This is a genomic window from Rossellomorea sp. GAMAL-10_SWC (assembly GCF_049568075.1).
In the GTDB taxonomy this organism is placed as follows: domain Bacteria; phylum Bacillota; class Bacilli; order Bacillales; family Bacillaceae_G; genus Gottfriedia.
This window is the reverse complement of the sequence record NZ_CP144911.1, coordinates 3,897,362-3,910,448: the sequence shown is the minus strand read 5'-3', so window position 1 is coordinate 3,910,448 and position 13,087 is coordinate 3,897,362. Positions and strand designations below refer to the sequence as shown.

The following is a 13,087-nucleotide window of genomic DNA, read 5'->3' as shown; positions in this document are numbered from 1 at the left end:
TTATGGGTCGTTTATAAGTCCTCATGAACCACCTACTCCAAATTTAATCTAAAAAGAAAAACCACATTTAAGTTTGTGGTTTTTCTTCATTCATTTTCACATTGCCAAATCGGTAAATAAATCCGGAATATGGATCCTTCGTTTTCCTTACTACTTACTTTAATTTTGCCTTTAAATTTTTCGATTATATTGAAGCAGACGGTTAATCCAATCCCAGTGCCTCTTTCTTTTAGTGAGTAGAAGGGAGTGCCAAGCTTTTCAATTGTTTCTTGGGACATTCCAATTCCTGTGTCTATGATTTCAATAAGTGCATATTCATTTTCTTGTAATAGATTGATTGTAATAAATCCGGCATCGTGCATTGATTCGATGGCGTTTTTCATCAAGTTAACGAGAACTTGTTTAAATTCAATCGGATTTATTTTTGTATAAAGTATTTGATTTAAGTTTAAATGGAAACCGATGCTTTGACTATTTGCCATCGAGGCAAGCAAATCAGTTACATTCAATATTTCTTTATTTACTTCTACGACTTGTAGCGTTTCAGTTTGAGGTTTTGCTAGTGATAAATAATCATTAATAATGATTTGAGCGTATTCTAATTCTTTTAGCATCGTATCGACATAGTATTTTTCTTCTGGGTTCATTGTTTTTGTTTTTTGAAAAAGTTGTGCAAAACCTTTTACGACAGTAATTGGATTTCGAATTTCATGTGCGATCGTTGCAGCTAGTTGACCAATCGAATTTAATTGTTTGGCCTGTTGTATTTCCTTGTGATTGGCTTCTAGAGCGATGACCTTCGTCTCTGTTTGTAAAAATACAAATAAGAGTATTAATTGAATCGCTAGGAATTCTAATATATTGCCGACAGGGTCTAATGCTATATAAGAATATTTTTCTTTTAGATCGGTGAATGAGATTAGTAATACAAAAGTAGGGCCAATTAGTATATTTAATACCCAACCGATATAAAATGCTATGCGATTATATAAAAAGATCGTAAAGATTGGAATGATTGCTACAAAACTATACATTGTTGATGTGTCTGGGTATGACCAAAATTTAATATACAAGTATAGTGAAGAAATGGTTGTAAATAATACTTTTGAAAATGTGTTATCTTTTTTTACAAAATTGAATAAAGCAAAAATAACAATGAACATTAAGATAATTTGAGTAATAAGTTCAATTGGATGATCCTTAAAAGTTAAAGGAGAGAGTGTAATTCCTACTAGCAATAAAGAAGTGAGTGAAGCCATAAAAAAAATATAAATTCGACGGCTCCTTTTGTTGTAGTACTCTGTATTTTTCATGCTTCAATCTCCGTTCTGAAAAGAAACTTACAATAATATTTTACACTTTTCAGAAAATTATTTATATATAAATTATGACAAAATTAATATAAAAGAGACCAAAAAAATGTTTTTTTGGTCCCTTCAGTGTGTGTGACACAGTCCTGAAAATTTGATTTTCAGACTGATTGCGAGCGCTTGTCAACAGTCTGAAATTAATTAGAAAATGAAACAGTGATCGTTACAATCTCAGAAGGGTTACCTGTTCTAATTGGAGGTCCCCAAGTTCCAAATCCTGATGAAACGACAAAGTGTGAGCGTTCTTTTTGTAAATAGCCCCAGTCAACTTCATAAAGTCGACGGGTAATTAAGTGATTAGGCATAAACTGGCCGCGATGTGTATGTCCAGAGACTTGTAAATCTACTCCTAATTGAGTAGGGATATCTAAATGATAAGGCTGGTGATCAAGTAAGATAATTGGTTTTGTATGATCGATTCCTTCAAGTAGTTCATGTAAATCTAAGCGCTTTTTACTTGCAAGGTCTTTACGACCAACGATATAGAAATTGTTATCAACTAGTTCTTTTTCATCTAATAAAATATGAATACCAGCATCCTTTAAATGCCGGGCAAGTAAATCTAAATGTCCACCGTAATAATCATGATTACCTGGCACTGCATATATTCCAATCTTTGGTTTTAACTTTTTCAACGTTTGAATCATATTTTCCTCAACAAAAGGAGTAATATCTTCATCAATAATATCTCCAGCAATTAAGACTAAATCAGGAGCTAGCTTATTAATCTTTTCAACGAGAAACTCTAATCTTTTATTCGTGACTAATGTGCTTAAATGTAAATCCGAAACTAGTACAATTGAAAGTTCTTTATACTTTTCAATTGGTTTATCAACATTGATGTCATAATGAACAATCTGTGTGTCTAGTGCACTTTTTCTACCTTTTACGATAAGGTTTGCGACACATATTATGACAATTGTTCCAAGTATCACAGTTATACTACTTGTTTTGAAAGATGTAAATTCTCTTATAATCAGTCCAATCAAATCAGCAACGATCACAAAGAAAATTAAATAATAAAAGATAGCTAACCAGTATGCTCCAATTTTATGGATCGGTTTAAAGAATGAAGTAGGAAGCTTACTCTTTAAAACTCTTGAAAGAATGTACGCAAAAGTTATTAACAGAAATACGATCCAATAGATTATTTTTATTGTTGGATTCGTCCATCTACTTAGCAAAGCATTAATATAAATCCATCCATTAAGACCTATGTAAAAATTAATTAGGAAAAAGAAAATCATAACCAAAATAATATTTAATACTATTCTTTTATTCATATTTATCCCTTTCATACGATAGCGGTATGGTAATTCTAGTATAAATGTTTAAACTTATAAACGCACCTTTTTCACTTTCTATAAATTGAAAAATAGCATTAAAATATTAATCGACAGAAAATGAAAAATAGTGTGAGTTAATAGGGTAAAATAAAGGATTTTTGGAAGTTTTGTCGTATTATATTCATGTTAATTATATTTCGAAAATTTCGAATCTAGTGAGGGTAAAAACGTGTTAATCGAAAAACTTTTGCTACATGTTTTAATCATATTAAGTCCAATCTTAATATACAGTATTATTTATGAAAGACATGGCTATAAAGATAAAATTTATCTTTTTGGCATGTTTCAGGCTGTAGCAGGTTTTTTTTGCATGGCCTTTCCATATCCAGCATATGGGTTATTTTGGGATTTAAGATATATCCCATTAACTCTTGCGTTTCTTTATTGTGGCTATCGCTGGGGGATCGTGACTTTTTTAGCGATCTTATTAGCTAGAATCATATTAGGTGGAGACGCTATCATATTTGGTATGATCAGTATTACCTTATCCTCACTAGGGTCTTTAATTTTATTTAAATGGTTTTGGACATTTAAGCCTAAACAGAGAATAATTGCAACAACTCTTATTAGTTTATGGCCAGCTTTAGTTCAACTAGGAATCTTATTTACTTTTTTATTCGTAAATAAGATTAGTTTTAAAAGCGATTACAGACTATTTGGGCTAGTTCTTATTTTTATTGTAATCGAGTTAATCGCAATTACTTTAGGAGCAAAACTGATTGAAACACTAATTGAAAATAAAATACTTCATAAAGAAATTCAAAGAGCCGAGAAACTTAATACGTTAAGTGAAATGGCAGCTTCTATTGCTCATGAAGTTAGGAATCCACTTACAGTTGTTAAAGGTTTCCTACAATTAATGCAAGAAAGTAAAGACAATCAGTCTATGGAATATTTGCCGCTAGTATTAAGCGAATTAGGTAGAGCAGAAGGAATCATTAATGATTATTTAAACTTTGCCAAACCACAATTTGAAAAAGTAGAAACGTTCAATTTAAAGCAATGCGTTTCAGATGTAGTCACCTTATTAGTTCCTTTAGCGTTAAAGCAAAATGTTAAATTAAAAGGTGATACAGAGGTCGAAACATTTATAAATACAGATAAAAATCAATTTAAACAAGCGCTAATAAACCTAATTAAAAACGCAATTGAGGCAACTAGCTCAGGGGGATATGTACATACGAAGCTACACGAAGAAAAAGATAAAACGGTCATTACGATTAGAGATAATGGAAAAGGAATGACTAAAGAACAGCTTTCACGTATTGGTACGCTATTCTATTCAACTAAAGAAAAGGGAACTGGCGTAGGGACAACAGTTTCTGTTCGAATCATTGAAGCAATGAATGGAACAATCACCTTCGAGAGTAGCGTTGATGAAGGAACAAAAGTAACGATTAAACTACCAAAAGTTGAGCCTAAAGATAGTAAATTGGTTTGACCTATTGGGAAAATGAAAAACGCTTAGGAAATTTAGACTAAGCGTTTCTATTAATGTGAGTATTGTCTATAATATTATATCTTTCTAGCAAACCAAACTGTCCAATAGTCTTTTTCGATAATAGCAGATTGATGCTGAAGCTTATTATCGATGAATTTTACTAATTGATTTAGCTCTTCATCAGTGAGTTCATGAAGAATTGATCGACCTGTTCTAAGAAATAAATCACTCCGAAGTGATTCTAGGTCAGCGTAGTCACGTCTTGTTTCCCAAAGTTTTACTGTGTTTTCTATATGAAACCCGGCTGATTCTAATGCTGAGTGCATTTCTTGCGTATCATATCTTCTTGATATTTCTTTCGTTTTCAATTTTGGGTAAAGGTCAAAAAAATAACCTCGTATATGGCTATCATCTCCAGGAAGTAAACAATCTTCTGGCGTCCGGTCTTGTACGATTAATATTCCGTTCTTTTTTAGTAAACGATATGCCTCATTGAAACAGGCATTTAAATTATTTAAATGATGGACTAAAGCCCTTTCCAAAACTACATCATAACTTGAAGATGGAAGCTTAGTATGATATGCATCTCCTTTACTAAAAGAAATATTACTGTAGTCTTTACAGTTTTCAGCAGCACCTTTAAGCATTTCCTCTGAAAAATCTACCGCCGTAACGTGGTTTACTTTTAACTTAGAGAGAGCTTTCGAATAGATCCCTCCACCGCAACCTATATCAACTGCGTCCTTTCCAAACAAATCAATATTATCCCTCATTAACTGAATCCAAGATTGATTAGCCTCTCTAGTTGTATAAGTCTTATTATTGTGTGCATCGTGGAAGTTGATGGCCATTTGATTCCCTCCCTAAATTTGATTCAGGTGCTTCTATTTACTAGTATAGACGATGATATTACACTGAATAATATCAATAAGTTATTGGCATTAATAAGATATTTTTATTAAGAAAAGCGTTAGATAAAAAGGAATGGTGAAAATGGGAGGTACAATCGAAAAATTTGAAAGCTTAAGAACTGAACTAATCAATCACTATGAAGCATCAAAAGGAAGTATCTTTGGCCATAAAGGATTAAAAATACAAGGTAAAGTTTTTGTATTCTATAATGATCCTAATATTGTTGTAAAGTTAAAGCCAGAAGATGTTGCAACAGCTTTAACATTAAGCGGAGCAAAAAACTTTGACCCAATGGGTGGGAAACCTATGAGAGAATGGGTTGAAATTCCATACGGGGATCAACAGTGGTTTGATTATGCAATAAAGGGTATGTCATACGTTAAAAGTTTACTAAAAAAATAATAACTTAAAATTTGTTTGTTATAAGCTATGGATGGAAGTTTAATGATGTCTATCGCTTTAATGTTAAGGGAGAATGATATAAGTGACCAATCGTAAAGTAGCAGTTTCTTGGAGTGGTGGGAAGGATTGTTGTTTAGCATTAGACTTACTAATTAAAAATAAATATGAAGTGGCATGTCTAATATCAATGGTATCGAAAAAGGATAAAAGAAATCATGCGCATGGGACGCCGCTTAATTTTTTACAAATGCAAGCTGATGCATTTGGTATTCCTCTTGTCATGATTGACTCAGCAGGTAAATACGAGGAGTCAATGATTAATGGATTAAAAAAAATAAAAGAGGAATTTGATCTTTCAGCGATTGCATTTGGTACTTTATATGTCGAGGAAGATCGACAATGGAATGAACTAGTTGCAACTAAGGTGGGACTTGAACCGATGTTCCCAGTGTGGATTAAGAAAAGTGAAACTACTAATTTACTAGATCAATGGCTTGAGACTGGATACGATGCAATTATTTGTAGGGCAAAAGAGAATTTTTTTGATTCTACGATCGTAGGTAAAAGCCTAAATGATGACTTAAAAGAACTATTCATTAGCAAAGAAATCTGTTTAATGGGCGAGAGCGGAGAATATCATACGTTTGTAATTGATGGCCCATTATTCAAAGAACGCTTAAATATAGTAGATGCGGATACAATTCTAAATAGTGGATTATGGTCTTTAAATATTAAAGAAATAGAAACAACTAAATAGATTTCTACTGAATTTTTATAAAGAAAATATAGTTTGAGATTGCTATTATCATTGCTTTAGAGAAATTAGCAAAAGCAAGCTAAAATCACTTAAATATAAATATTTAGGTGACTTTAGCTTGTTTTAGTTGTCTTACTTTCAATTATTTGTAGTTAAGTACCAGTCAGCATAACGCTTAATACCCTCATTAATTGATATTTTAGGTTTATAGTTTAAATCACTTTTGATTTTTTCAATATTAAGTGTATAGTCATAGCTCAATTGGCAATATGCTTGGAAACTTTCGGTGGTTTGTTAGTAATCCTCGCAATTATTTCTGAATTCAACGCGATAAATGACAGTAGTTTTGGTGAGATGTTTTTTGTATTCAACTCTTTATTTAAGGCAAAGAAGAGCTGTTTAAGCACGTCAATTAAATAAAGAGGTTGATCATTTGTAATATTGTAGTATTCACCATTAAAGACATTATCTGCATTCATACAAGCGATGATCATATCGACAACATTATCGATATAAGTAAAATCCATTAGAACTTGTCCTTTATGAACTAATGGAATTCGTCCATTTTCATTTATCTGTATAAATCTTCCGAAAATCGTATGATCGAATGGTCCAAATATTTGTCTAGGTCTTAGGGAGATTGCAGGTAGTCCTTTTTCAATTGCATCTTCAATAATTAAATCTGCCATATGTTTTGTTTCAGCGTAATAATTAGAGTGTTTTGATGGCAGCGGATCACTTTCTTTAACATCTTTACGACTCTCACTAGTAAAGTACACACTCGGGGTCGAAATATTAATAAATTTTTTTAAATCTGTTGAAAGTGAAGCTTTAACAATATTTTTTGTCCCTTCAACATTTGTTTTCTCAAATTCAGAAAAACGTCCAAAAGGTGCTGCAAGTGCAGCACAATGGATTACATAGTCTACATTCTTTATATTTTCTTCCAATAAGACAGAGTCATTCAAATCTCCTTTAACAAAGGTGACATTCTTCATCTTGTTGAAAAATTTAGCTGCTTCCTCATTTCTTCCAAAGGCTATAACGGAATAGCCCAATTCACTTAATTTTTTAGTCGTATGTTTCCCTAAAAAACCCGTGGCACCACTTATGAAAACATTCATTATTCCACCCCGAAAAGAAATTATCGCTCAAAGTTTATGAATCTCGTTCCTTGAAAAGTTAGTTTTCCTGTATCATTTTCTACTAATTGACCATAAATGAACCCATCAATTTGAAATTCAATTCTGTCTCCAGATTCGACCTCAAGTGTAACATAATAATGTGTAGAGGAATGAGCGAACTGATTCGTATTAGCACGCTGAACGTAATCTATTCTTTTAGTAACTATTTTTGCTGGGACAATTAATTTGGGTTGTTTATTATTATAATTCCACTGCTTTAATCCTTTTAATAGTGCAAAAAATATACCTGCAAAAACGAAGACGAAAATGATTGGAAATACGAAAGCAATAATTTTAAAAATATCAAAACCTGCATCAAACCCTGACATTATTATGACCCCCTTTTAATAAATTGTAAGTCTCACACTTCTTAATCCTTTTTAAGTCAAATCGGTCTCTCTATATATAGTTTATTAAAATTTCTGAAAGTAATAAACCTATTTCTTTCAACAAGTAAATAAAATTGGAGCTGTATTGTAAACATTAAATTATTTTAGTGAATTTTATTTCTTTTGTTATATAGATATAACGCTAAAATCGATCCGGCTAGTAAAAAATGTAAAATAATTACTATTAATAATCTAATAGAACTACAACACAAAAAAGCTTTAAATTAAGTGTAAATCTCGTTATTTTCCTTATATGAACATTAATTGTGACAGAATAAAAAACTACGTAAAAAATACTTCCATTTTAGTAAATTTTAATTGGATTAATTATTGACCAATAATATTCAGGGGAGTAGGATACTTTTAATAGAACTCTTTTTTCTCTATTATGTTCCATCGCCATGGTAGTAGCTTTAAAACTAGTATGGTGATCAATGAAATAAGGCTAGCAAGGAGATAAAGGGTTAGATAATTTAAATCTATTACTATCTAATCGAAAAACGGGTAGGGATTATGGAAAATTAGTTATAGGAGTGATAAGGAAATGAATGTTAAAGATTTAATATCAGTTTACAATCAGTATTACAGTCATTCTAATTTACGCGTTTTTTTTGTATCAGGCCATACGGACGAAATCGAAGAACTTACGGACTTTGTTGGAAAGGGTCGCAATACTTCACAATCATTTGGCATTTATGTGCTTTTGTCTAGAACAGAGACGCAACTAATTAAATTAGTATCCTTAAACTTTGAAGATTTAGGAATCATTGAAATTTCTTTAAATGATTTAGGTGAAGAAATAAAGCATGACTGGACTAGCTACTTAAAGAAAGTGATAAGTTATTTAAAACAAGCAGGGTATCGAATCAATAGGGGGATGGACATACTGATTTACAGTAATCTTCCAAATGAAGTAGGACTATCTTCAACTAAATCAGTTGAAGCGTTAACAGATACAATGTTAAAAACATTATACGAATAGAAAAGAGAAACCACATTAATATTTTCAACAATTAAAAAACAGCTAAGATTACTCCAGAAAAATTAAATTCTCCTCATGTAAATTATAATATTTCAAATTTGCTTAAATAAAACTTAATTATACGATCTTGATTTAAAAAAATTAAAATATGTAAAAAATTCTCCATATTTAATGAATAATCGTACAACCTTCAACTGTTAATATTAAAGTAATAGTTTCGAAAACAATTCAGATTGGAAGGTTACGAGGAGAGTTGTAATGACTACAATTAAAGATATTGCCGAAAAAGCAGGGGTATCGATTGCTACTGTATCACGAGTGCTTAATTATGACCCTGCACTGTCAGTAAGTGACGATACAAAACAAAGAATTTTTGAAACAGCAGAAAAGCTTTCATATAAGAAAAAATCGAAAGTAAAAAAGAATATTGCTAAAATCGCACTAGTTAAAGGCGATCATGGAAATGAAGAATTAAGTGATCTCTTTTATATGCTAATTCGTTTTGGAATTGAAAATAAGTGTGAACAACATTCCTTGCACATTTCTACTTTTTTTCGTGGAAATGAAAAAGGGATGTTAGATGAGCAAATACTTGGTGTGATTGCATTAGGTAAGTTTGATGATCAGCAAATTAGCTCATTGAAAAAAGTATCGAAAAATATCGTTTTTGTTGATTTTTCACCAGATGAGGAGAAATACGATTCTGTTGTGACAGATTATGAGAATGCTATTATAAAAATTTTAGATCATTTTATATCGCATGGACATCAAAAAATCGGATATATTGGTGGACGCGAGTATGATAAGAAGCAAGGTCAAAAAATTAATTCCCGTGTGAAAACATTTAAAAATTATTTGGAAGAAAAGGGACTCTTTCGAAAAGAGAATCTTTACTTAAGTGACTTTACAGCTGAAGCAGGGTTTAATTTGATGAACAAAGCAATTCGAGAACAAGGTGGAGATTTACCAACAGCATTTATAATTGGTTGTGATACGATGGCTGTCGGATGTTTAAGAGCACTTCATGAAGCAAAAATATCAGTACCAGAGCGAGTAAATTTAATCGGAATGAATGATTTCGTGTTTTCAAAATATCTTTTTCCTAGCTTAAGTACTTTGAAGGTATACACTGAATTAATGGGTGAATCTGCAGTAGATTTATTAATGGAAAGACTTTTAGGTAGGAAAGTAGCTAAAAAAGTGATTGTTCCTACGACGTTAAAGATTCGTCAAAGTAGCCTTTAAAGCAACTATTTGCGAAATTTGTAAGATAATTGCTAAAAATTAAACATTTTACTTTTAATCTTAACTCTTTTTAGTATAATTAAAAATTAAAAGGAGTGGGAACGTGAAGGTTGGGTATTTAGGTCCTGAGGCGACTTTTACACATGTTGCTGTTCGGTCTGTATTTAAGAATGATGAACATATTGCTTATTCTAGTATTCCTGTTTGTATGGATAATGTTGCGGAAGGTGAAGTTGATTTAGTTGTCGTACCAATAGAGAATTCGGTTGAAGGATCCGTGACCACAACAATTGATTATCTTGTACATGAACAGCCATTAAAAATGGTTGGTGAAATTATTATACCGATAAGACAGCATTTATTGATGGCAAAAGGACAAGCACATCGAGTAAAGGATATTGAGGTGATTTATTCTCATTCTCATGCGTTAGCTCAGTGTCACACATTCTTGCATAATCAATATAAATATACAAAGTTAGAACCAGTTACTTCTACAAGTGCTGCGGCTAAAATGGTTAGTGAGCAATCTAATGAGTGTATAGCGGCAATCGCTAACGAATTTGCTGCAAAGAAATATGGATTAGAAATTGTTGCTTCAGATATTCATTCAAATTCATATAATCACACAAGATTTGTTGTTTTGCAAAGACAAGATGCTAATTTAGAAACAAGTTATTTTCAACCTAAACATACTAAGGCAACTCTAGTGATTAACATGCCGGAGAATCATGCAGGTGCGCTTCACCAAGTACTTTCTGCATTTGCATGGAGAAAGATTGACCTTTCAAAAATCGAGTCGCGTCCGACGAAAACTGGATTAGGAAATTACTTTTTCATTATTGATGTTGAGATGGGCTACGATGAAGTATTATTACCTGGAGTAAAGCAAGAATTGGAAGCTTTAGGCTTTTCAGTTGATGTTGTAGGAAGTTATTCAACAATATCACTATAAAAAAGAGAAGGTTTATAAGCCTTCTCTTTGATATTTTTTATTTTTACATTTTTAGTAGTAATAAGGGGGAGGACAATAGTATCCTGGTGGGCAATAGTAGTAAGGATAGCCATAGCCATAACCACCCCAAAAAAATGGGAAAAATGGGAAAAATGGACGGAAGAACGGACGGAAAAATGGACGTCCAAATCCAAATCCAAACCCTGGTCTACCAAATCCAAATCCAGGTCTACCAAATCCTCCACCAAATCCACCATGAAAGCCTCCGAATCCACCGTGTCCAAAGCCACCGCCACCAAATCCATGCGGACGATACTCATGTTCATTCGACATATAAAAAACCTCCTTTACTTATGAGTCTTACATAATCAAAATATGCAGGACAAAAGTGGAAGGTTTGGGCATATTGTATATTCTTCTGAATTAGAAAATTAGAATTATTTAATACAATACTTTATTAAAACTTAATCATTCAATAAATTAAACTTACGAATACGATATTGTAAGTTTTGTCTACTGATGCCTAATTGTTTTGCAGCCTGTGTAATATTGCCGTTGTGATCATTTAAAACATTTATAATATGTTGTTTTTCTTTGTTCAATAAAGTATTTTTTAAATTTGATTTGTCATCTATTGATTCTACCTGATGTAATGTAACGTCTCTTTGTTGTTGAACGATTGGAGTAGCAATTGTATTTCTTTTTTCGTTAAAAAATCTAGCTGGTAAATGAGTTGCAGATATAGTTGTTTCATTTTCTACTAAGTTCATTGCGCCTTCAATCATATGTTCTAGTTCGCGTATATTACCTGGCCAGTTATGATTCAGGAAGAAGTTTGTTACATTTTCATCTAAATTAGTTACCCGATGGCCGAAAAGGCGATTATATTTTTGAATAAAGAAGTTTGCTAACAATAATATATCTTCGAAGCGTTCACGTAGTGGCGGTAGAAATAATGAAACGACACTTAGGCGGTAATATAAGTCTTTACGTAAATGATTATTCGCGATTGCTTCAATAGGGTCTTCGTTTATCGTAGCAATAATTCGAACATCTAATTCTTTTTCGTTAATTTCACCAATTCTTCTAACTTTACGTTCTTGAATAACTCTTAAAAGTTTAGCCTGTAAATTAGGGCTAAGTGAATTAATTTCATCTAATAATAATGTTCCACCATTTGCCTCTTCAAATAATCCAGGCTTATCAATTGCCCCAGTAAATGCCCCTTTTTTTGTCCCAAAAAGAATACTTTCAATTAAGGATTCTGGAAGAGCGGCGCAATTTTGAGAAATGAATGGCTTTGTTGCTCTTTTGCTAGCATTATGAATACTTTGAGCGAATAGTTCTTTACCTGTCCCAGTTTCTCCAACAATTAATACTGATGAAGAGGTCTTGGCAGATCTTTTTGCATCTTCAATTATGTTTTTAAATGACTCGGATGTTCCGATTAATTGTTCAAATGTATAACGTGTATTTCTGTTTTGAAGAATACCTTCCTGCACAGATTGCTTTAATTCTGTCACGTCGCGAACCATTTCAATCGCTCCAATAATTTTATTTTCTTTCATTATTGGGTAAGTATCATTGATTGTCGTAACTTCTTTTCCTTTATTATTAAAATAAGATTGTTTAATATTTTTTCGTACTTTACCTTTTTGGAGGGCATCAAGTAAGGTGCTCGATTGGTTTTTTTGAAACGTAAAGACATCTAAAAGGTTTTTATGTAAGACATCCTCTTCATTCATCATTTCGATTTCCATCATTTTGCGGTTATATACCATTGTATTTGCATCTTGATCAACTACATGTATACCGATATCAATTTCTTCTAATATTAATTGTAATAATTCATCAACAGCTAAAAAGTTTTGCTTATCATTTTTCATATAATTCTCTCTTTTCATTATAACAATAGAAAAAATTTGCACTTCTAACTATTTTTGGTAAGATAAAAAGGCAGTTTTTTCCGGATGTGCTAATTTTCTTTGTTAATCGTTTTTTTGCTGCAAATATTCTATGCATATTTTAATTAATTTTGCGCCTGAATGCAAAAATATTTTGCGGTAAATTGAAAACGGTATCATGATTAAAGATGAATAACGCTTAG

The 13,087-nt window shown here is 31.9% G+C and carries 13 protein-coding genes; 6 read left to right on the top strand and 7 right to left on the bottom strand.

What is annotated here, in order from left to right:
* Positions 1 to 86 precede the first annotated feature (86 nt).
* Entirely contained in the window at positions 87 to 1,313 is a 1,227-nt protein-coding gene (locus V5E38_RS19000; RefSeq protein WP_499211142.1) for a sensor histidine kinase family protein, read from the bottom strand.
* Positions 1,314 to 1,507: 194 nt separating this feature from the next.
* The gene (locus V5E38_RS18995; RefSeq protein ID WP_499211141.1) at positions 1,508 to 2,653 is read right to left on the bottom strand and encodes a metallophosphoesterase; all 1,146 of its coding nucleotides are present in this window, start codon (positions 2,651 to 2,653) and stop codon (positions 1,508 to 1,510) included.
* Positions 2,654 to 2,885: 232 nt separating this feature from the next.
* Here V5E38_RS18995 and V5E38_RS18990 point away from each other — a divergent pair, with 232 nt between their 5' ends.
* Complete coding sequence (locus tag V5E38_RS18990) at positions 2,886 to 4,157, top strand: sensor histidine kinase family protein (RefSeq protein WP_499211140.1); 1,272 nt, start codon at positions 2,886 to 2,888, stop codon at positions 4,155 to 4,157.
* 74 nt (positions 4,158 to 4,231) lie between these two features.
* Here V5E38_RS18990 and V5E38_RS18985 read toward each other — a convergent pair whose 3' ends face one another.
* The gene (locus V5E38_RS18985) at positions 4,232 to 5,008 is read right to left on the bottom strand and encodes a class I SAM-dependent methyltransferase (RefSeq protein ID WP_499211139.1); all 777 of its coding nucleotides are present in this window, start codon (positions 5,006 to 5,008) and stop codon (positions 4,232 to 4,234) included.
* A 142-nt stretch (positions 5,009 to 5,150) separates the two neighbouring features.
* Here V5E38_RS18985 and V5E38_RS18980 point away from each other — a divergent pair, with 142 nt between their 5' ends.
* Entirely contained in the window at positions 5,151 to 5,471 is a 321-nt protein-coding gene (locus V5E38_RS18980; protein ID WP_499211138.1) for a hypothetical protein, read from the top strand.
* Between the two features lie 82 nt (positions 5,472 to 5,553).
* The gene (locus V5E38_RS18975) at positions 5,554 to 6,228 is read left to right on the top strand and encodes a Dph6-related ATP pyrophosphatase (RefSeq protein WP_499211137.1); all 675 of its coding nucleotides are present in this window, start codon (positions 5,554 to 5,556) and stop codon (positions 6,226 to 6,228) included.
* Between the two features lie 257 nt (positions 6,229 to 6,485).
* Here V5E38_RS18975 and V5E38_RS18970 read toward each other — a convergent pair whose 3' ends face one another.
* Together V5E38_RS18970 and V5E38_RS18965 are read right to left on the bottom strand one after the other, a co-directional pair.
* Positions 6,486 to 7,352 (bottom strand): NAD-dependent epimerase/dehydratase family protein, encoded by an 867-nt coding sequence (locus V5E38_RS18970; protein ID WP_499211136.1) that lies wholly within the window; start codon positions 7,350 to 7,352, stop codon positions 6,486 to 6,488.
* A gap of 20 nt (positions 7,353 to 7,372) precedes the next feature.
* Positions 7,373 to 7,741, bottom strand: coding sequence for a DUF2500 domain-containing protein (locus V5E38_RS18965; RefSeq protein WP_499211135.1), 369 nt, complete (start codon positions 7,739 to 7,741; stop codon positions 7,373 to 7,375).
* A gap of 604 nt (positions 7,742 to 8,345) precedes the next feature.
* Here V5E38_RS18965 and V5E38_RS18960 point away from each other — a divergent pair.
* From V5E38_RS18960 to pheA, 3 genes are all read left to right on the top strand, one after another.
* On the top strand, positions 8,346 to 8,783 hold the full coding sequence (locus V5E38_RS18960) for a galactokinase (RefSeq protein WP_499211134.1): 438 nt from the start codon (positions 8,346 to 8,348) through the stop codon (positions 8,781 to 8,783).
* Between the two features lie 258 nt (positions 8,784 to 9,041).
* Positions 9,042 to 10,028, top strand: coding sequence for a LacI family DNA-binding transcriptional regulator (locus V5E38_RS18955; protein ID WP_499211133.1), 987 nt, complete (start codon positions 9,042 to 9,044; stop codon positions 10,026 to 10,028).
* A 103-nt stretch (positions 10,029 to 10,131) separates the two neighbouring features.
* Positions 10,132 to 10,980 carry a prephenate dehydratase gene (gene pheA, locus V5E38_RS18950; protein ID WP_499211132.1) on the top strand — a complete coding sequence of 283 codons (849 nt, stop codon included), beginning with the start codon at positions 10,132 to 10,134 and terminating at the stop codon, positions 10,978 to 10,980.
* A gap of 51 nt (positions 10,981 to 11,031) precedes the next feature.
* Here the strand turns inward: pheA and V5E38_RS18945 are convergent, their stop codons facing one another.
* Positions 11,032 to 11,313 (bottom strand): hypothetical protein, encoded by a 282-nt coding sequence (locus V5E38_RS18945; protein ID WP_097973216.1) that lies wholly within the window; start codon positions 11,311 to 11,313, stop codon positions 11,032 to 11,034.
* Between the two features lie 131 nt (positions 11,314 to 11,444).
* A complete protein-coding gene (locus V5E38_RS18940; RefSeq protein ID WP_097973218.1) occupies positions 11,445 to 12,866 on the bottom strand; it encodes a sigma-54 interaction domain-containing protein in 1,422 nt (473 codons plus the stop codon).
* Positions 12,867 to 13,087 lie beyond the last annotated feature (221 nt).

Bases quoted from the DNA above. Each gene is read 5' to 3' on its own strand.
- V5E38_RS18965 (WP_499211135.1), bottom strand. From the start codon at position 7,741: ATGTCAGGGTTTGATGCAGGTTTTGATATTTTTAAAATTATTGCTTTC.
- V5E38_RS18970 (WP_499211136.1), bottom strand. From the start codon at position 7,352: ATGAATGTTTTCATAAGTGGTGCCACGGGTTTTTTAGGGAAACATACG.
- V5E38_RS18985 (WP_499211139.1), bottom strand. From the start codon at position 5,008: ATGGCCATCAACTTCCACGATGCACACAATAATAAGACTTATACAACT.
- V5E38_RS18945 (WP_097973216.1), bottom strand. From the start codon at position 11,313: ATGTCGAATGAACATGAGTATCGTCCGCATGGATTTGGTGGCGGTGGC.
- V5E38_RS18940 (WP_097973218.1), bottom strand. From the start codon at position 12,866: ATGAAAAATGATAAGCAAAACTTTTTAGCTGTTGATGAATTATTACAA.
- V5E38_RS19000 (WP_499211142.1), bottom strand. From the start codon at position 1,313: ATGAAAAATACAGAGTACTACAACAAAAGGAGCCGTCGAATTTATATT.
- V5E38_RS18955 (WP_499211133.1), top strand. From the start codon at position 9,042: ATGACTACAATTAAAGATATTGCCGAAAAAGCAGGGGTATCGATTGCT.
- V5E38_RS18980 (WP_499211138.1), top strand. From the start codon at position 5,151: ATGGGAGGTACAATCGAAAAATTTGAAAGCTTAAGAACTGAACTAATC.
- V5E38_RS18960 (WP_499211134.1), top strand. From the start codon at position 8,346: ATGAATGTTAAAGATTTAATATCAGTTTACAATCAGTATTACAGTCAT.
- V5E38_RS18995 (WP_499211141.1), bottom strand. From the start codon at position 2,653: ATGAATAAAAGAATAGTATTAAATATTATTTTGGTTATGATTTTCTTT.